The organism is Plantibacter sp. CFBP 8775, from assembly GCF_014839505.1.
GTDB lineage: Bacteria > Actinomycetota > Actinomycetes > Actinomycetales > Microbacteriaceae > Plantibacter > Plantibacter auratus.
This window is the reverse complement of sequence record NZ_JACYNV010000001.1, coordinates 108,997-128,269: the sequence shown is the minus strand read 5'-3', so window position 1 is coordinate 128,269 and position 19,273 is coordinate 108,997. Positions and strand designations below refer to the sequence as shown.

Here is a 19,273-nt window from a genome sequence, read left to right as displayed (position 1 = left end):
TCCCTGAGCCTGTCGAAGGGCCCGGTCCCTGAGCCTCACCCCCCGGTCCCTGAGCCTCACCCCCCGGTCCCTGAGCCTCACCCCCCCCCGGTCACTGAGCTTGTCGAAGTGCGCCCTTCGACAAGCTCAGTGACCGGGATGGAGCTCAGGGACCGCGTCGGTTCATGCCCCGCACTCAGCCGAGCTTGACGGCGGTGCCGTAGGCGACGACCTCCTGGTAGTTCTGGCCGACCTCGGCCGCGTCGAACCGCATCGCGAGCACCGCGTCGGCACCGAGCGCGGTGGCCGCCTCGATGAGTCGCTGCTTCGCCTCCTCGCGGCTCTCAGCGAGCTGCTTGGTGAGCCCGGAGAGCTCACCGCCCAGCAGTGCCTTGAAGTTGGCGCCGAGTTGCACGCCCGCGTTGCGTGCACGGACCGTGAGGCCGGTCACTTCGCCCAGCACCTCGGTGACCTGGCGGCCGGGGACATCGTTCATCGTCGAGATCAGCATGCTCGCAGTCTGGCACCGCTGCGCCCGCCCCCATAGGGGGGATGTCCCGTCTTCGGGGGACTGCTTGGCCGTGCCTGCCGCCCAGCGAGCCCGCCCCCCGCTCCGTCCCTGCGCTGCCCGCACGGGACCCGGACGGAATCCGCGATTCCGTCCGGGTCTCGTGTCTCCAGCGAGAGGTCGCGTCGGGCGAGGTCGGCGGGTGACGGCAGACTGGAGTGGTGCACATCGTCCTCCAGCAGCTCGACGGCGCCCGCGTGCGCGTCGTGCACCTCGAGGACCGCCCCACTCCGTCCGGCGAGCCACCTCCGGTCTCCGAGACCACCATCCCGCGCGCCGACCTCGCGGCTTTCGTCCGGCGTCTCGAAGCCGAGCCGAACCCGCCGCGCTGGGTCTGGGACGACACCACGCTCTGGTACCCGGCGCTCCTCGCCGCGGGTGTCCGGGTCGCCCGCTGCGTCGACCTCCGGCTCTCCCACAACCTCCTCCGCAACGCCTCCTTCACCGCCGACTCCGCCCTCGCGACGGCTCCGGCCGGCCCGTGGGACGAGGTCCTCGATCCGCGCGTCGCCCAGCGTGCGGAGGCCGTCGGGACCCTCTTCGACCTCGACCTCCCGGGTGGCGAGCGCGATCCCATCGCCGAGTTCACGCTCCAGCGTGACGCCGTCGACGGCGCGACACCGCAGGGACGCTCGCAGCTCGGACTCCTCCTCGCGGCCGAGTCCGCCGGTGCCCTCATCGCCACGGAGATGACCTTCGCCGGTCTTCCGTGGGACGCCGAGGCCCACGACCGCATCCTCGCCGAGGCCCTCGGCCCCAAGGTGCCGCCCGGTGTCCGTCCGGCGAAGCTGGCCGCGGTCCTCGAGGAGGTCAAGGCCGCCCTCGGGGTGCAGGAGCTCAGCCCCGAGTCGCCTGGCGAACTCCTCAAGGCCCTGCAGCGTGCCGGCATCAACGCGACGTCCACTCGCCAGTGGGAGCTGCAGGAGATCGAGCACCCCGTCATCGAGCCGCTGCTCCGGTACAAGAAGCTGTCCCGCCTCCTCACCGCGAACGGTTGGACGTGGGTCGAGACCTGGGTGAAGGACGGACGCTTCCGCCCCACCTACGTGCCCGGAGGGGTCGTCACCGGCCGCTGGGCGTCCGACGGCGGCGGTGCCCTCCAGCTGCCGCACCAGGTCCGCGGTGCCGTCCTCGCGGACGAGGGCTGGCGTTTCGTCGTCGCCGACGCCGCGCAGCTCGAGCCACGGATCCTCACGGCGATGTCCGGCGACCGCGCGATGGCCGATGCCGGACGCGGCGTCGACCTCTACCAGGGCATGGTCGACGTCGGCGCGGTCGACACCAGACCGCATGCGAAGATCGCGATGCTCGGTGCCATGTACGGCGCGACGACGGGGGAGAGCGGGCGCCTCCTGCCCCGGCTCACGAGGGCGTTCCCGCGGGCGATCGAGTTCGTCGAGACGGCCGCCAGAGCCGGTGAACGCGGTGAGCGGGTCAGCACCCGGCTCGGTCGTACGTCACCGCTGCCCGGCGAGACCTGGCGGGAGATCCAGTCGGCCGCGTCGATGGAGGGCGCCAACGCCGCCGCGACACAGCGCGCCCGCATGGAGGCGCGCAGCTGGGGTCGCTTCACCCGCAACTTCGTGGTGCAGGGCACTGCCGCCGAATGGGCGCTGTGCTGGATGGCCGGCCTCCGGACACGGCTGCGGGCGCTCGCCGCAGAGACGGTCGGTCCGGCGGCCGCGCTCACCGAGTCGGCCCACCTCGTCTTCTTCCTCCACGACGAGATCGTCGTCCACTGCCCCGAGCACCAGACCGAGCGGGTCGTGGCCCTCGTGCGTGAGGCGGCGGCGGAGGCCGGTCGCCTGATCTTCGGCACCGCGCCGGTCGAGTTCCCGGTCACCACCGCCGTCGTCACCTCCTACGCCGACGCCAAGTAGCCCGCGAACTGTCAGTTGATGCGGGTGCGCGTGGCCCGCACTGTTCCGAAGTGACAGTTCGCGAGCCAGCTCAGGGGAGGAGGTCCGCGACGAGGTGAACCAGGAGCGCCGTCCGCGGGGCGATCGAGTCCACGAGCGCGTGCTCATCGGCCGCGTGAGCGCCGCCACCGACCGCGCCGAGACCGTCCAGCGTGGGTACCCCGATCCCCGCAGTGAAGTTGCCGTCGGAACCGCCGCCGACATCGATCCCCGTCAGTGGGCCGAGGTCGTGCTCTGCCGCGAGTCGGAGCGCACGGGCGAACACCGGTCCGGTGTGCTCGTGGTCCATGGGCGGTCGGTTCGGTGCGCCGTCCACCGTGACCAGCGCACCGGCCAGGACCGGTGTGAGTGCATGCATCGCGGCATCGACGCGCGACTGTTCGTCGAGACTCGTCGCACGCGAGTCCACGAGGAGGTGCGCGGCGGCCGGAACGGTGTTCGACGTGGTGCCGACACCGGCGGCGGTGGGGGTGACGGTGGTTCCGAGCGCCGACCGGCCGAACTCGCTGATCCGGAGGATCTGGTGCGCCAACTCGACACCGGCATTGACGCCCAGCTCCGGCTCGAGCCCGGCATGGGCGGCCCGACCGGTGATGTCCACGCGGTACACCGCGACGCCCTTGCGTCCGATCTTCAGCGCACCGCCGTCACCGGAGGCCTCCAGGACGAGCGCGGCCGAGCAGCCGACTGCGTCCGCCTCGATGAGTTCGCGCGAATCGGGGGAGCCGAGCTCCTCATCGCCGGTCACCAGCAGCTCGATCCCGTCGAGTGCCTCGTCGCCGCCGCGGTCACGGAGCGTCGCCATGGCGTGGATGGCCTGCACGAGGCCGACCTTCATGTCGAAGCACCCGGGACCCCGGATGACCCCGTCCACGATGGAGAACGGCTGGACGGCGAGGGAGCCGAGCGGCCACACCGTGTCGTGATGGGCGAGCAGGAGCACCCGAGTCGTGCCGAACCGCAGCCGGACATGGGTGCAGCCGTTCTCCACGAGTATCTCGGGCGTGCGGCCCAGTCGCTGCTCGACCAGCTCCGCGACGACGGCGGCGCTCGCTGCGACCGCTGCGTGATCCCCCGACGGAGACTCGGTCTCGACGAGGCGTTGCAGGTCGGAGAGCATCTCGGGCAGTCGCAGGGTCGTGTCGTCGAGGACCGTCGTCTCGTTCGCTGGCATGGTCAGGGTCCTTCCGGAGATGGTGTGCGCCCGCTCCCGGGTGCCCGTCGGTCGAGGTCGTCGGTGACGCCCGGCACTGAGCGCTCTGTGTCGCCGATGACGCGGAGGGCGTTCAGGCCCGCGAGCCGGTCCAGGTCGTCGTCGCTCCACCGTCGCTCGCGGAGCGCATCACGCACGCGGGCGTAGGAGGTCACGTCGTCCATGCCGACCGGGAAGTCGTCGAAGCCGTCGTAGTCGCCGCCGAGCCCGATGTGCTCGATGCCGGCGACATCACGAGCGTGCTCGATGTGGCGGACGACGTCGTCGATGGTCACCGTCGGCTTCGGCCCGTGCCGACCGCCGCGCCACCAGTCGGCGTACTCGTCGCTCAGGAAGGGCGGGACGAACGCCACCATGACGACGCCGCCGTTGCCGGGGAGTCGTTCGAGGACCGCGTCGGGGACGTTGCGCTCGTGCGAGCAGAGCGCTCGGCAGGACGAGTGACTGAAGATCACGGGGGCGGTCGTCGCGTCGAGCGCGTCCGTCATCGTGCTGGTCGCGACGTGTGAGAGGTCGACGATCATCCCGATGCGGTTCATCTCGGCGACGATCTCCCTCCCGCGTTCGGTGAGTCCACCGTGCACCGGCTCGTCCGTCGCCGAGTCCGCCCAGGGGGTGTTGTCGTTGTGGGTCAGCGTGAGGTACCGGACACCGAGTCGTGCGAGCATCCGCAGGGTCGGGAGTGAGTCGCCGATGCTGTGTCCACCCTCCGCGCCGAGGAGTGAGGCGATGCGTCCGGTCGCCCAGGCGTGCCTGACGTCCTCGGCGGTGCGGGCGAGGGACAGGCGATCGGGGTACTGGGCGATGAGCCGGTGTACGAAGTCGATCTGCTCGAGGGTGGCCTGGACCGCATCGCCGGGAGCGAGTTCGACCGGGACGTAGACGGACCAGAACTGCCCTCGGACGCCGCCGCGTTCGAGCCGCGCGAGGTCGGTCTGGAAAGCGGATGCGCCGCCGTCGCCGTCCAAGCCGGCGACGGCGTACCCGGAACCCTCCCTGGCCGCCCAGGGCAGGTCGTTGTGTCCGTCGATCACGGGGAAGCTCCCGGGGGCGACGCCCGTCGGCCGCCCCGGGGAGACCTTCGACGCGTTCGTCACGAGGCGCGCAGGGTGACCGTGTGCACCGTCACGTCGGCGAGGACCTCGGGGATCGGCTCGACCCCGAGACCTGGACCGGTCGGGATCGCGATGTCGCCGCCGTCGAGGACGAACGGCGCCGTGATGTCCTCGCGGTAGAAGCGGTCGGACGCGGAGATGTCGCCGGGTAGCGTGAAGCCCGGCATACCGGCCAGCGCCGCGTTGGCCGCTCTCCCGATGCCGGTCTCGAGCATGCCGCCGCACCAGACTGCGACTCCGTTCGCGCTCGCGATGTCGTGGATGCGTTTCGCCTCCAGGTACCCGCCCACCCGCCCGGGTTTGATGTTGATGATGGCGGCCGCGCCCCACGCGATGGCGTCGGCGGCGCGTGCCGCGGAGACGATGGACTCGTCGAGGCACATGGGGGTGGTCATCAGCGTCGCCAACTGCGCGTGCTGCCGGAGGTCGTCCTCGGCGAGCGGCTGCTCGATCAGGAGGAGGTCGAAGGCGTCGAGTCGCCGGAGCAAGGGTGCGTCGAGCAGGGTGTAGGCGGCGTTCGCGTCGACCTGCAGGGGGATGTCGCCGAACCGCTCGCGTACGGCGCGCACGGGTTCGATGTCCCAGCCGGGCTTGATCTTCAGCTTGATGCGCACGTAGCCCTGCTCGAGGTACCCGCCGACCGCGTCGAGTAGTTGCGCGGTGGACTCGTGGATACCGACGGACACCCCGGACGGCACCCGGTCGACCGTTGCGCCGAAGAAGTCCGCGAAGGAGCGGCCCGCCGCGCGCAGCTGGGCGTCCAGCACGGCCATCTCCAGTGCGGACTTCGCCATGCGGTGTCCGACGATGTGCCGGAGGACGTGGCCGACCCGCTCTGCGGTGATGTCCGTCCCGGCCGCCTGTGCTGCGAACAGGATCGGGATCAGATAGCTCTCGAGCATCGATCGCGCGCCGTCGAGGTACTCCTCGGAGTACACCGGGTCGTTCAGGGCGACGCACTCGCCCCACCCGACGGTGCGGACGCCGTCCTCGAGCGCCGTGACCTTGACGAGGAGCGGGGTCCGCTCGGTCTGGGTGCTGAAGGAGGTGGTGAACGGGCTGACCAGGGGGAGCCGGACGGTGATGAGCTCGACGTCAAGGATGTGCATGGGTGGTCCTCTCCGCGCGGTAGAACCCGCGGCGGTCGAAATCGGTGAGCTGCCAGCCGTCGGCGAGCAGTCCTGTCGTGACTGAGCGCAACGCGTCGCGCCAGGCACGAGCGGTCGTCGCGTCCCGCGCTCGGAGGGCTTCGACGTCTTCCGGGAGGTCGATGCGGATGGCGTTGACGCCGTCTGCGGGTGCTGAGCCGATGATCGGCCCCTCGGGACCGCGGAGCAGCAACGCGACCGCCGGTTGCTCGAGCGGAGCGGCTCGGACAAGCGGTGACTCCAGGTCCCATTCGAGCAGCATGCGGTCGCTCGGTTGGCCCAGGTTCAGCTCGTCGAGCATCGGCCCGTAGAAGTCGGGTAGGTATGCCACCGCTCGCCCGCCGAGTTTGCGGAGGTTGAAATACGCGTTGCGGGCGACGAGCGGGTCGAACGTCCACGTCATGGTGGTGACCGATCGCTCGAGGCACCAGGCGCGCTGGTGGAACTTCAGCGCCGCGCCGATCCCGTGTCCCGAGTACGCACGCAGCACACCCGTGATGTGGGAGTGCATCGCGTGGGCGAGCGGCGGGTGGAAGAAGCCGACCGACGCGGCGACGAGCGCGTCGTCGACGAACGCTCCTGCGACGTAGTTGCCGGAGTGCACCATGGCGACGAGCATGCTGGGATCGAGCCTCGAGTGCTTCGCCTCCATGCCCCAGACGTCGGCCAGGAGGGCGGCCGCCGCCGCCATCTCGGCGGGCGACGCGAGCAGGCGGACGACGACCCCGCTCTGCTCGGCGTATCGACCCGCCGTCGTCTGCGCCTCGTCGAGGACGGACGCGGGTGATGGAGACGACCGCGGTACCTCCGCGGTCGTCCGGCTGCTCATACCTCGACCTCGTCACGGACCTCACGCGGCAGGAATCGCAGGCCGACGTAGGTGCCGCCGCGGTGCGGTCGCACCTGCGCCCAGCCGGCGCTGCCCGGCGCCCGCATCACCCAGACGCCGGGAAGGGAAGACGGCATCAGCTTGACGACGTTCGCCGGCGTCGGTGCCGGGTCGGCGGTCCGGGTGTCGTCCGTCGAGGAGTCCGCCGAATCGTCGGTCGCATCCACCGCGCTCTCGTCCGCTGGTTCGGTGACGGCGCTCGCCGCCTCGGCCGCCGCGGTGGCGACCTCCGGTTCGCTCTCCGAGGGCACCACCTGGACCCGCTCGGTGACGACCATCTCGAGGTGCTCCTCGGCCTCGCGGATCTCGATGCCGAGGCCGCTGGTCCCGTAGGTGCCGAGCGCGACCTCCGCGGGGACCTCGGCGCGATCGATCGGACTGGCTCCCGCCGGTGCGTGCAGCCCGGCGATGGTCGACGCGGCGCTCTCGAAGAGGTCGTGGTAGAGCCCGTCCGGGCGGCCACCCGTCGTGAGGAGACCGATCGCGAGCTGCTGCTCGGGGAACACCCGGAGGTAGGCGCGCTGACCGATCGTGCCACCGTCGTGGCCGTACACGCGTGCACCGGACCATTCCTCGAGGAACCAGCCGAGTCCCCAGCCGGTGAGCGACGGGTAGATGTCGGTCAGGTCGATCTGCTCCTGCTGCATCAGCACGGCGGACTCGCGGGAGAGGATCCGCGTCCCGTCGGCGGTCTCGCCCAGGCGGAGCCCCAACTCGGCGAAGGTGAGCAGGTCGCCGATGCTCGCCACGATGTTGCCGGCCGCCCCCATCGAACGGGTGATCGGCCAGACCGACGCGGGAACGCCGTCTGGGCGGTGTCCGGCGGCCGCAGCGAACCGGGGGACGTCCTCCAGGAGCGTCACGGTGTGCTCGAGACCGAGCGGCTGGATGAGCCGCTCGCGCAGGATCGCGTCGTACTGCCCGTCGCGGAGCACCTCGACGATCCGACCGAGGATGACGAAGCCGGAGTTGCAGTAGGAGAAGCCGTCGTCGAGGGCGTGGACCTGGCGGGCGGTCTGCAGCGTCGCGACGTACAGCTCGATGCAGTCGTCGCCGCGCCCCGTGTTCGTGAACAGGTCGCCGTCGATGCCGCTCCGGTGGGAGAGCAGCGACCTGATGGTGACGTTCGCCGCGGTCTCCTCGTCGTCGAGCGCGAAGTCGGGCAGCACGGATCGGACGGTGTCCTCCAGCGACAGCAGCCCCTCGTCCACGAGCTGCATGATGAGCGTGGTGGTCCAGACCTTGGTGATGGAACCGATCTGGAAGATGGCGTCCACACCGGCCGGTGCGCCCGTCGCGGCGTTCAGGACTCCGGAGGCGACCGTGGTGCGGGAGAGCGGTCGACCCTCCGCGGTCAGTTCGACGATGCCGAACTGCGCGCCGGTGACGCCGTATCGCTCACGCAGCACGTCGAGCTCGGACTGCCAGGCGGCGGTGTCGAGGGCGGCGCGGGCGGGACCGACGGAGCGGGCGGGCACGGGCGGCGTGTAGCGCTCGACCCAGTCGATGACGCGACGGTTGTAATCCATCCGCTGGCTGAGCGATCCCGTGACGACGAACGCGTGGGTGGCGCCGGGGTACGAGACCAGACGCACGGGCACCTCCTGCGATCGCAGGCCCGAGAACCACTGCTCGGCCTGGTTGAGCGGGCAGCGCTGGTCTTCGGCGCCGTGCAGGATGAGCGTCGGCGTCGTCACATTCCCGACCGCGCTGATCGGCGATGCGGCGAGGAACTTCTCGGCGTCGTCGACGACCGTGCCGCCGACGGAGATCTTCGCGAGGTAGCCTCCGGCGTCGGACGCCCCGGCCACCGCCGTGAAGTCGCAGACCAGACCGCCCGCGACGGCCGCCGCGAACCGGTCACTGTGAGCGGTGAGGTACGCGGTGCTGAAACCGCCGTAGCTGTAGCCGGTCACCGCGAGGCGGTCGGCGTCGACGAGACCCTCCGCGATCAGCGCGTCGATCGGTTCGTGGAAGTCGGGGCCGTCGGCACTGCCCCAGCCGCCGATGACGGCGCGCATGAACTCCTCGCCGTAGCCGTCGGAACCGCGCGGGTTCAGCGTGAGGATCCGCCAGCCCGAGGCCGCGAGCACCTGGTGGTACAGGTGGGCGCTGTCCGCGACGCCGGTCCACGAGTTGTGTGGTCCGCCGTGGATGTCGAGGAGGAGTGGCGCGGCACCGTCGGTCTCGGGAGCGGAGAGCAGCCACCCGTGAACCGTGCCGCCGTCGGAGATCGCGAACTCGCGCTGCTCGGCGGCGAGGACCGTGACGTCGGGCAGGGCGTCCGCGGTGAGGGTCGTGAGGACGGACACCTCGCCGGTGTCCAGATCGACGACGGCCACCTCGCCGAAGCTCGACTGCGTCGTCAGGATCACCGAAGCGCGGCGGGCGTCGCGGGCGACGGACAGGGCGGAGACCACCTCGTCCTCGTTCGCGATCACCGTGCGGATGCCGTTGCCGTCGGTGCCGATGGCGTACAAGTGGGTCCATCCGCGATCACGGACGCAGAAGACGATCTCCGCGGCCCCGCCGACGTGATGGCTGAGACCTGGCCGGCCGCCGGGGTAGCCGGGGCCGCCGAGCATCACGTTCCGGTCCAGGTCCGCCGTGAGGGCGACGTCCGGCTCGTCGGCGCCACCGCCGAGCAGGATGAGATCCGCGTTCCCGACACGGAGGTCGGCGCCTCCGACCGCGACCAGTCCGTCGTCGTCGAGGCGCAGCAGCGGCCCGCCGATGAAGGCGGCCGAGCCGACTGGCGCCGGGGCGACGATCGGGTCGTCGACGACGATCCGGTAGGCACGCGAGACGTTGTCGAGATCGCCGTCCGGTTCGAGGTCGGCGGTGAATGCGAGGCCGGTGCCGTCGGTCGACCAGGCGGGCTCTCCCGCGTTCCAGTCACCGTCGGTCAGGCGTCGTGCGGGCGCGTCCCCGGTCGTGTCGACGACGAACAGGTGCATGCGCTTGTCGCCCAACCAGCCGACACCGTCCGCCTTGTAGCCGAGACGGTCGGTGACGATCGGTGCTTCGGGATCGGCGCCCGCCGTGCGGGTGACCGGCGCGGTGAAGGCGATCCGAGTGCCGTCCGGGCTCCAGGCGGCTGCTCCGGCGCCCATCGGAAGCGTCGACGCCGAGGTCAGGCGGACGGGCTCGCCGCCGTCGAGGTCGAGGCGGTGCAGCTGCGGTGCCCCCTCGACGACTCGGAGGAACGCGAGGGATCCGCCGTCGGGGGAGAAGCGCGGGCTGCTGTCGCCGGGGCCCGCCGTCATCCGCCGGGCTGCGCTGCCGGACCGGACGCTCCAGAGCGACGTCGTGGTCTTGCCGGCGACCACCTCGGAGCGGGTGAACACCACGAGTCCACCGTCCGGCGAGATGGCGGTGTCGGTCGGGGTGACGAGTCGTGCGAGGTCGTCGATGGTGAGTGAGCGGGTCATGCGTTGGTTCCTTCCGAGGTGAACAGCGGGACGCCGAGGCGAGGTACGGCGCCGATGAGTTCGCGGGTGTAGTCGTGTGCGGGGCGTTCGAGGACGTCGAGGACGGGGCCGTGTTCGACGATGCGACCGTCGCGCATCACGGCGACCTCGTCGCAGAGCTGGCGTACGACGGCGAGGTTGTGGCTGATGAAGAGGACGGTCAGGGAGAGCCGCTCGCGGATCTCCGACAGGAGGTTGAGCACGGACCCCTGCACCGACACGTCGAGCGCGGAGGTGATCTCGTCCGCGAGGAGCACGTCGGGTTCCGCAGCGAGTGCCCTGGCGATCGCGACGCGCTGCCGCTGGCCACCGGAGAGACCGCCCGGCAGCGACGACGCCCGGTCGGGATCGAGGTGGACCAACTGCAGGAGTTCGGCGGTCCGTTGCCGGCGTCGTGCCGCCGTGCTGCGGCCCGTCGACGATCCCTCGCGGCGCGAACGACGGTCGGTGACCTCGATGGCCTCCTCGATCGAGGCGCCGATCGTCATCCGTGGGTCGAGACAGGAGTACGGGTCTTGGAACACCATCTGGATGCGCTGGCGACGGATGGCGTTCTTGCCGCGGGCATGGGCGACATCGACCCCATCGAGGAGGATCCGACCATCGCTCGGCTCGTGCAGCCCGACGGCCGCCCGCGCGATGGTCGACTTGCCGGAACCGGACTCGCCGACGAGACCGACCATCGCCCCTGACGCGATGAACAGGTCGACCTCGGACACGGCGTGGACGGCCGACCGGCCTGCTCCGAAACGGACGTCGAGGCCCTGGAACTCGAGACTGCTCATGCGTTCACTCCCTGTGTCTCCGTCGTCCGGGTCCGCGCCGCTTCGGTCTGGAAGTCGGTCCCCTCGGCGATCGTCGCGAACGGTGTTCCTGGCTCGGCATCGAAGTCCGGCACGGCGTCGAGCAGCGCCCGCGTGTAGGGGTGCTGCGCTTCGCCGGCCAGGAGTGCGTCCACGCTCAGGTCCTCGACCATGCGGCCTCGGTACATCACCATCACGCGGGTGCAGAGGCCCGTGACCACGGCGATGTCGTGCGACACGAGCAGCACGGCGGCCCCCGTCTCGCGGTTCACCGCGTGCAGCAGGCTGAGCACCTCGCGCTGCACCGTGACGTCGAGCGCGGTGGTGGGCTCGTCCGCGATGATGAGCGCCGGTTCGCCCATGAGTCCCATGGCGATCATCGCCCGTTGCCGCATGCCGCCGGAGAACTCGTGCGGATACTGCTTCGCGCGTCGCTCCGGGTCGGAGATCCGGACGTCGGCGAGGCGCCCGACGGCCCGCTCGGCTGCTGCACGGCGACCGAGGCCCTCGTGCAGGAGGCCGATCTCCGCGACCTGTGGGCCGATGCGCAGGGCCGGGTTGAGGGAGGTCGAGGGGTCCTGGAACACCATCGCCAGGCGGGTGCCGAGCTGCTTCGCGAGTGCACGGGTGGAGGCTCGACCGGGGACGACGCCGTGGCGGGTGAGTTCGCTACCGTCAAAGCGCACGTGCCCCGCGGTGACGACGAGCGGATCCTCGAGCAGCGCCGCGACGGCCATGCAGGTGAGCGACTTCCCGGAGCCCGATTCGCCGACGAGCCCGACGATCTCCCCGGGGGCGATGTCGAAGTCGACGCCCGCGACGGGGTGGGTCCATCCGTCCCCGGACGGAGCCGCCACGTGCAGGTCGCGGACGCTGAGCACGGCGCCGGACGCCGTGTCGAGCGCTGCGGGGTCGGCCTCGACGCGGGCCGAACGCGGGGCGCGCGTGGTCTGGCGTCGGCTGCCCAGCGAATCGATCCCGAACGCACGCGACAGGGTCTCGCCGAGGAGGGTGAAGACGACACCGGCGAAGATGACCGCCGCGCCGGGGGCCAGCGCCGTCGCCGGGTTCACATAGATCTTCGCGAGCCCTTCGTTGAGCATGCGGCCCCAGTCCGTCTCCGGTGCCTGCACCCCGAGACCGAGGAAGGACAGTCCGGCGAACGCGATGAGCGACCCGCCGGCGCCGATGCTGGCGTTGACGATGAGTGGTTCCCGGACGTTCGGCAGGATGTGCCGGACGAGGATGCGCCACCGCGGGACGCCGAGGATCCGCGCGGCCGACACGAAGTCGCGACCGGCGATACTCGCGGACATCGTCTGTGCGAGCCGTGCGAAGAACGGGATCATGGCGAACCCGATCGCGAGGACGGCGCCGAGTGACGACGCTCCCACCGAGATCGAGAGCACGATGGCGAGCAGCAGCGACGGGAAGGCGAGGGCGATGCCAGTGCCGCTCACGATGAAGGCGGCTGCCGGTCGCGGGAGGATCGACGGCAGGAACCCGACGACGATACCGAGCGTGACGCCGATCGCGGTGGCGGCGAGTGCCATGACCACCGACAGCCGGGTCGCGGTCATCACTCTCGCGAACACGTCGCGTCCGGCCGCGTCGGTGCCGAACGGGTGCGCGGCACTCGGCTTCGCGGACAGCTGGGTGACGTCCGTCACCATCGACTGCGTGCCCCAGATGACGGGGCCGAGGACGGTCGCGGTGATGAGGATGGCGAGCCCGACGACGGTGGCGATGCCGAGCGGGGATCGAAGCACGCGTGAGAGCCGGCTCGGGCCACGTCGGTCGGAGGACTGCACGGTCGCCATGTCAGTTCTCCTTCAGGGCGCTGCGGGGGTCGAGCAGGACGAGGACCACGTCGACGAGCAGCGTGACGAGCAGGACGATGAGTCCGTAGAGGATGATGACGCCCTGGGCGACCGGGTAGTCCTTGTCCCTGATCGAGTTGACGATCGTGAGCCCGAGTCCCGGCCAGGAGAAGATCGTCTCCACGAGGACCGTTCCGGCGATGAGTCCGCCGAGGACCAGTCCGCCGATGGTGAGCGCCGAGGTGAGGAGGTTGGGCAGCGCGTGCCGCAGGTAGACGCGCCAGGCGGGCATGCGTTTCGCCCGAGCCGTCCGGATGTAGTCCTGGTCGAGCACGGTGAGGGCCTCGGCCCGCACGATGCGCGACATGGCCGCGATGCTCCCGATCGAGAGTGCTGCCACGGGGAGCAGGTACGACGCAGGGCCGGTCCGGCCGGCGACCGGCAGGAGGTGGAGCTGGACGGCGAACACGTAGATGAGGCCGACGCCGATGAGGAACTCCGGCACGACGGCGAAGAATCCGCTCACCGAGGTGTAGCCGAGCTCGAGACCGCGTCGCCGCCCGCCGCGGGTGAGTGCGGCGGCGGCGAGACCGATCGGGATCGCGAACACGAGCATCGTCACCAGGGCGAGGAGTGCGAGTTCCAGGGTGGCCGGGAGGCGCTGGGCGATGATCTGCGAGACGGGGATCTGGAGCGAGAACGACTCGCCCAGATCGCCCGTGAACAGCCCCTGCCAGAAACGCAGGTACTGCTCCCAGAGCGGCAGGTTCAGCCCGAGGGCCTCCCTGCGGGCCTCCACGACAGCGGTCGTGGCGTTGATGCCGAGCGCGTTCCGGATGGGGTCACCGGGGACCAGGCGGATCATGAAGAAGGACACGGTCACCAGCACCACGATCGAGATCGCGAGGCGACCGAGCCTCCGGAGGAGGAACGCGCTCCAGGTGCCGCGGGCGCGGCCCTGGCGGCGTCGACGCGTCGCCGTGAGGACGCCGCTCCCGGTCGTCGCTGCGATCTGCTGCTGCGTCATGATGCCGGCGACCGCTACTTCAGGACCCGGATGCCGGCACCGGGGATGAGCCCGCCGGAGGGGTCGATCACGGTCGTGGCACCGTTGAAGTACATGTTGCTCTTCGTGATCGAGATCGGGATGATGTCGGCCGACTCGAACAGTGCGCGCTCCGCCTGCTCCCAGGTCGCGCAGGACTCGTCGCCGGCGAGCGATGCGGCCGTGGTGGCCAGCTCGGTGTACTCCGGGTTGTCGACCGAGGCGAAGTTGATGCCGTCCGGCGGGATCGCTCCGGAGAGGTACGGCGGGAGGATCGACGGGGTGTTGGTCTGGATCGTGAGACCGAGCACGACGCTCCAGGAGCTCGGGTCGGGCGCCGAGAAGGTGTTCGACAGGAGCGCGTTGCGGTCGCCACCGACGAGCTTGACGGTGACGCCGAGCTCCTCCCAGAGCCCGGCGAGGTATTCCGCACCGGCGCTCTGCGCATCGATCGAGTTGATGTACACGACGCTGATGGCGAGTGGACTGCCGTCGCGCTCCAGCTTGCCGCCGGCGCCCTTCGTCCAGCCGGCGTCGGCGAGCGTCTTGGCGGCCGCCTTCGCGTCGAAGCCCGGGACCGCGCCGTCGACGCTGTCGTAGGTGCACATGAGCGGTTCGGGAGCGAGGAGGGAGGTCGCCCGCACGCCCTTCTCCGCGGTGTTGATCGTCGTGTACGTGTCGAGGTCGGCGGCTTGGATGAGCGCCTGGCGTACCGCGACATCGGCCGTCGGCAGCCCCTCGTACTGGTTGAACATGATCTCGCCGGACATCGCGGAGTAGGAGCGGGAGTCGAGCGACGCGCCGATCACGCGTTCCTCATCGGCGCCGGTGACGGGAGCGGCGTTCAGCTCGCCGGCGAGGAGCAGGTTCGCGGCGGTGCTCGGGTCGGTGACGATCTTGACGGTCACCGTCTTCGGCACCCCGGCTGCGGCGGTCGTGAGACCGTCAGGACCCCAGGCGTAGTCGTCACGACGCTCGAGCGTGATGTGGTCGTTCGGCACGACCTCGGTGATGGTGAACGGACCGGTGCCGACGCTGGCTGCGCTGGCCGCCTTCGGGTCCTCGAGCGCGGCGGGACATGCGAGGGCGGCGGAGCCGATGATCTTCAGGAGGAAGGGCGACGGGCCGGGCGTCGTGACGGTCAGGACGTCACCCTCGGCGGTCGCGACGGTACCGGCCGGGACGGTCGTGCCCATGAGCGGGGAGCCGTTGGCGGGGTCGGCGACCCAGGAGAAGTTGTCGGCAGCGACCTGGGCGGTGAACGGTGTGCCGTCTGAGCAGGTGATGTCGTCCCGCAGCGTGAAGGAGACGCGGTCCGCGCCGTCCTCCCAGCTCGTGGCGAGATACGGCTTGGGGTCGCCAGTCGACGGCTCGACGAAGAGCAGGGAGTCGTAGGCGTAGGCGTTGACGAACTGGGCGGAGACGAGGTTGGTGACGAGCGGGTTCAGGTCGCCGGGGTCCTGGGAGATCATCGTCGTGAACGTGCCGTCCTCGGCGAAGTCCTCGGAGGACGACCCTCCCGGTGCGGCGGCGCTGCAGGAGACGAGGGCGAGCATGCCGACTGCGGCGAGGGCCGCGGTGGCGAGGGCGCGTACGGTCATTCGATCGGCCTTCTGTTCGATGTGCGGGCGGCGGATGACGGTTACGTCACCGGTTGTTCAACCTTGCGCCCTGCCCTCGAACCGATCATCGTGTGATCGGACGAGTATCGACGTCCCGATCGTCGGATCGAACAGTCCGCGATCGCGTCAGCCGAGGAGCCGGAGCTGCAACATCAGACCGAACCGGCTGCCGGCATCGTCGAGGTCGATGCCGGCGATCTCGGACAGTCGACCCAGTCGGTAGCGGAACGTGTTCGTGTGCACATGCATCGCCTGGGAGGCCGAACGGACGTCCCCGAAGTGGTCCAACCAGGAGCGCAGTGTCGCGACGAACTCGGTCCCGTGCTGCGCGTCGTAGGTGCGGAGGGTCGCGAGCGGGCCGGTGGCGACGATCCCGTCGACCGCCAGCGAATCGGAGATCCGCAGCATCAGCCAATCCACCTGCACCTCGTCGGCGGTCGCCACCTGCTCGCCGACGACCGCACGGCTCCGGAGCACACGGAGGGCTCCGTCGGCCTCGGCCTTCGACTCGGTGAGCTCCGACACGCTCGGGACCACGCTCCCCACACCGGCGAAGAACCGGCTCGGCGCGTCCATCCGCGACACGAACTCCCGCGCGAGCTGCACCATCTCGGACTGCATCCGCTCCTCGGCCGCGCGCAGCGGGACGACCGCATAGATGACTCCGCCGAGGAGCGCGGCGATGGCCCTCGGGTAGATCGGCTGCAGGTACATGTTCAAGGTGCTCGTCACCCGCTGCAGCTCCGCCTCCGATTTCGCTTCGTCCCCAGCTCCGCGCTCGCCGGGCCCGAGGGCGATGACGCACGCGGCGTCGGCGGCGATGTCGAGCTGTGTCGCCGCCTCCCGCGCGCGGATACCGCCGTCGAGCAGCATGCTGACGAGCCCGAGCCGCAGTCGAGCGGAAGCGTCGAACGCCACGCGCGCTCGCAGCATGGTGAGCGCGACGACACGCGCGGCTTCCACCATGCCCTGGGCCCGCTGGGCCGTGAGCGGCTCCTCGACGACCGCCCAGATCGACCCGAGGACCTCCTCGCCGGCCTTCACCCGCATCGCGACCCGCGGGAGGCTTCCGCTGACGACGGACTTCACGAACACCGGTGTCGGCGAGGTGTAGATCTGGCGGAACACCCCCTGGGCGCGGTGCATGTCGCCGTAGACGTCGGGCACCTGCAGGCCGAGGATGGTCTGCCGCCGCGGTTCATCCGTGCCGGCCTGGTCGGCGGAGAAGGCCAGCACACGTGAGGACAGGTTCTCGATCGTGACGGGTGCCTGCAGCAAGGCGGCGACCGCGTCGGCGAGTTCGAAGAGCTCGGCCGCCGCATCCGTCCCCGAGCCGACGATTCCGCTCTCCGAGCCCTCGGGGCTCAGTGTCGAGTTCAGCATGGTCGCCACCTGGATCCACGAGGCGCCGCGGATCAGCCCGAGGAGCACCATGTCGCTCTCGGCGATGGCCTCGGCGACCTCGCGACTCGTCGGCACCGGTTCACGCACCACGAGCGCGACCGCCCCGTCCGCCGCGAGGGAGCGGATCTGGGCCGCCATCTGCTCCGGGCCGGTGAGGCCGACGCCGAGCACGATCGTGCCGCTCGTGATCGTCGGCGGGTCGAGCGGGTCGTAGAGGACGACCGCAGACACCTGCGTGCTCGCATCCAGGTGCCCTGCCTCCAGCGAGAGCAGCGTGGAGCCGAGTCGATCGAACAGCCGCCCCAGCGTCGCTGCAGTGGTGACTCGATCCGGTGAGCGCTGCTCGTTCATCTGACCCGTTTCTGCTCGATCGAACAGCTCGAACCCCCAAGAGTTGGACTCTTGGACGAATCGGCTCCATTGGTGCACGAAGATACTGGGTGGATGACGATCACTCAAGACTCCGATCCGGTCATCGCAGCTCGGATCGAATCGGTCCTCGTGCCGCTCGGTGTCCGCGGATACGTGCACGCCGTCGACATCGACTCGGGCGTCGAGGTCGGGCTGGACGCCGACACCGACGTCGTCACCGCGAGCGTCTTCAAGCTGCCCGTGCTCGTCGAGCTCGCTCGGCAGTACGAGGCCGGAGCCCTCGACCCACGACAGCGGATCCACGTCGGAGCCGATGAACGCCGCACCGACGGGCCGACCGGCCTCTCGATCCTCCTCGACGACGTCGAGCTGTCGCTCCGTGACCTCTCCGTCCTGATGATGTCGGTCAGCGACAACCGCGCCACCGACCTCATCACCGATCTCGTCGGCCTCGACGCGGTGAACGCCACGATGCGGAGCTTCGGGCTCGAGCGGACGGTCGTCCCGGTGGACTGCGACGCACTGTTCCGCATGATGGCCGAGGACCTCGGCGAGTCACTGGGCGAACTGGAGGTTCGCCTCCGGGCCGGGACCCTGACCGCCGCCGACCTCGCGCAGCTGCAGTCCTCACGGGTCTCGAACCCCGAGTCGAACGACCGGACGACGCCCCGCGAGATCACGACGCTGCTGGCGGCCGTCTGGCGCGACGAGGTCATCGGGGCGGCTGCTGCGGCCGAGGTGCGCCGGGTGCTCGGGCTGCAGGCCTGGTCACATCGACTCGTTGCAGGATTCCCCGATTCCCGCGTGAAGGTCAGTGGCAAGACGGGCACGCTCTTCTTCATCCGCAACGAGGCGGGCGTCGTGGAGTACCCGGACGGCGGACGGTACGCGGTGGGGGTGTTCCTCCGGGAGTCGAGCCTCGAACTGCGCCACCCCGATGCCGACCGCGCGATCGGCACGGTGGCCCGCGTCGCCGTCGACGCTCTGCGTTCGAGCCAGGGACTGCCGGTATGAGTGCGGTGAAGGTGTACCTGTCGGTCGACATGGAGGGCATCGCGGGGATCGCGACGTTCGACCAGGTGGTCCGCGGCGGGCATGGATACCCGCGTTCCCAGGAGCTCATGACGCTGGAGACGAACGCGGCGATCTCCGGTGCGTTCGACGGGGGTGCCACGGAGGTCGTCGTCAACGACTCGCACGGCACGATGGACAACCTCCTGCACGAACTGCTCGATCCCAGGGCCCGTCTCGTCTTCGGGAGCCCGAAGCTGCAGTGCATGGCCGAGGGGCTCACGGCCGACTGCGACCTCGCGCTCTTCATCGGCTACCACGCGCCCGCCGGCGGGCCGGGAGTCCTCGCGCACACCTTCTCCAGTCACTTCACGGGCGTCCGGATCAACGGTCAGGCGGTGTCCGAGGCGGAGGTCAACGCCCTGTACGCGGCGTCGCTCGGTGTTCCGGTCGGTCTCGTGACGGGCGACGATGTCATCTGCGAGGTCGTGCGGGATCGGATCCCCGGTGCTGCGGTCGCCGAGGTGAAGATCGCTCACGGGTACGCCGCGACGAATTCGCTCGCGCCGTCGGTGGCCAGAGAGGTCGTGCGTTCAGCCGCAGAGCGTGCCGTCCGGGGTCACGCCGAGCTGCCGCGACCGGTGCTGCCGGAGGAGCTGGTCCTGGAGGTCGATCTGCCACTCACCGTCGCGGCCGAGATGGCCGTCGGGATCCCGGGTGTCGAGCGCGTCGGTGACCGCACCGTGCGCCGGACCCTGGCCACGACGGATGAGGTCATCGGCATCATCACGGTCTACTACCAGCTCGCCGCAGCAGCCGTCGCCGCGCGCCAAGCACTCATCACTCGCGTTTGAGCCCGCGAACTGTCACTTGATGCGAGTGTGCGCGGCTCGCA

General features: G+C 70.4%; 14 protein-coding genes. 3 read left to right on the top strand and 11 right to left on the bottom strand.

The genetic code is table 11. The features are described 5' to 3' along the window. Positions 1 to 175: 175 nt before the first annotated feature. Positions 176 to 490, bottom strand: coding sequence for a YbjQ family protein (locus tag IFR14_RS00625; protein WP_064294105.1), 315 nt, complete (start codon positions 488 to 490; stop codon positions 176 to 178). A 218-nt stretch (positions 491 to 708) separates the two neighbouring features. Between IFR14_RS00625 and IFR14_RS00620 the strand changes: the two genes are divergently transcribed. Next, the gene (locus IFR14_RS00620; RefSeq protein WP_191939931.1) at positions 709 to 2,427 is read left to right on the top strand and encodes a bifunctional 3'-5' exonuclease/DNA polymerase; all 1,719 of its coding nucleotides are present in this window, start codon (positions 709 to 711) and stop codon (positions 2,425 to 2,427) included. A gap of 70 nt (positions 2,428 to 2,497) precedes the next feature. Here the strand turns inward: IFR14_RS00620 and IFR14_RS00615 are convergent, their stop codons facing one another. The 10 genes from IFR14_RS00615 to IFR14_RS00570 all read right to left on the bottom strand — a co-directional run bounded on the left by IFR14_RS00615 (position 2,498) and on the right by IFR14_RS00570 (position 17,346). Further along, positions 2,498 to 3,640 (bottom strand): M20/M25/M40 family metallo-hydrolase, encoded by a 1,143-nt coding sequence (locus IFR14_RS00615; RefSeq protein WP_191939930.1) that lies wholly within the window; start codon positions 3,638 to 3,640, stop codon positions 2,498 to 2,500. Positions 3,641 to 3,642: 2 nt separating this feature from the next. Further along, positions 3,643 to 4,776, bottom strand: coding sequence for a membrane dipeptidase (locus IFR14_RS00610; RefSeq protein ID WP_191939929.1), 1,134 nt, complete (start codon positions 4,774 to 4,776; stop codon positions 3,643 to 3,645). Next, on the bottom strand, positions 4,773 to 5,903 hold the full coding sequence (gene menC / locus IFR14_RS00605) for an o-succinylbenzoate synthase (protein ID WP_191939928.1): 1,131 nt from the start codon (positions 5,901 to 5,903) through the stop codon (positions 4,773 to 4,775). Before menC ends, IFR14_RS00610 begins: the two co-directional genes overlap by 4 nt. Further along, a complete protein-coding gene (locus tag IFR14_RS00600; RefSeq protein WP_191939927.1) occupies positions 5,890 to 6,771 on the bottom strand; it encodes a GNAT family N-acetyltransferase in 882 nt (293 codons plus the stop codon). The genes menC and IFR14_RS00600 overlap by 14 nt, the downstream gene beginning before the upstream one ends. Further along, positions 6,768 to 10,262, bottom strand: a complete 3,495-nt coding sequence (locus tag IFR14_RS00595) for a serine hydrolase (RefSeq protein ID WP_191939926.1) — start codon at positions 10,260 to 10,262, stop codon at positions 6,768 to 6,770. The genes IFR14_RS00600 and IFR14_RS00595 overlap by 4 nt, the downstream gene beginning before the upstream one ends. Then, entirely contained in the window at positions 10,259 to 11,086 is an 828-nt protein-coding gene (locus IFR14_RS00590; RefSeq protein WP_124767781.1) for an ABC transporter ATP-binding protein, read from the bottom strand. The genes IFR14_RS00595 and IFR14_RS00590 overlap by 4 nt, the downstream gene beginning before the upstream one ends. Continuing rightward, positions 11,083 to 12,924: a dipeptide/oligopeptide/nickel ABC transporter permease/ATP-binding protein gene (locus IFR14_RS00585; RefSeq protein WP_191939925.1), complete on the bottom strand. Its 1,842-nt coding sequence runs from the start codon at positions 12,922 to 12,924 to the stop codon at positions 11,083 to 11,085. The genes IFR14_RS00590 and IFR14_RS00585 overlap by 4 nt, the downstream gene beginning before the upstream one ends. A gap of 1 nt (position 12,925) precedes the next feature. Beyond that, entirely contained in the window at positions 12,926 to 13,951 is a 1,026-nt protein-coding gene (locus IFR14_RS00580; protein WP_191939924.1) for an ABC transporter permease, read from the bottom strand. Between the two features lie 14 nt (positions 13,952 to 13,965). Then, the gene (locus IFR14_RS00575) at positions 13,966 to 15,570 is read right to left on the bottom strand and encodes an ABC transporter substrate-binding protein (protein ID WP_191939923.1); all 1,605 of its coding nucleotides are present in this window, start codon (positions 15,568 to 15,570) and stop codon (positions 13,966 to 13,968) included. Positions 15,571 to 15,717: 147 nt separating this feature from the next. Next, positions 15,718 to 17,346: a PucR family transcriptional regulator gene (locus IFR14_RS00570; protein WP_161578588.1), complete on the bottom strand. Its 1,629-nt coding sequence runs from the start codon at positions 17,344 to 17,346 to the stop codon at positions 15,718 to 15,720. A 93-nt stretch (positions 17,347 to 17,439) separates the two neighbouring features. On the opposite strand from IFR14_RS00570, the gene IFR14_RS00565 reads away from it, so the two are divergent. Both IFR14_RS00565 and IFR14_RS00560 read left to right on the top strand, forming a co-directional pair. Then, positions 17,440 to 18,381, top strand: a complete 942-nt coding sequence (locus IFR14_RS00565) for a serine hydrolase (protein WP_191939922.1) — start codon at positions 17,440 to 17,442, stop codon at positions 18,379 to 18,381. Continuing rightward, positions 18,378 to 19,232, top strand: a complete 855-nt coding sequence (locus IFR14_RS00560) for a M55 family metallopeptidase (RefSeq protein WP_194718733.1) — start codon at positions 18,378 to 18,380, stop codon at positions 19,230 to 19,232. The genes IFR14_RS00565 and IFR14_RS00560 overlap by 4 nt, the downstream gene beginning before the upstream one ends. Positions 19,233 to 19,273: the final 41 nt, after the last annotated feature.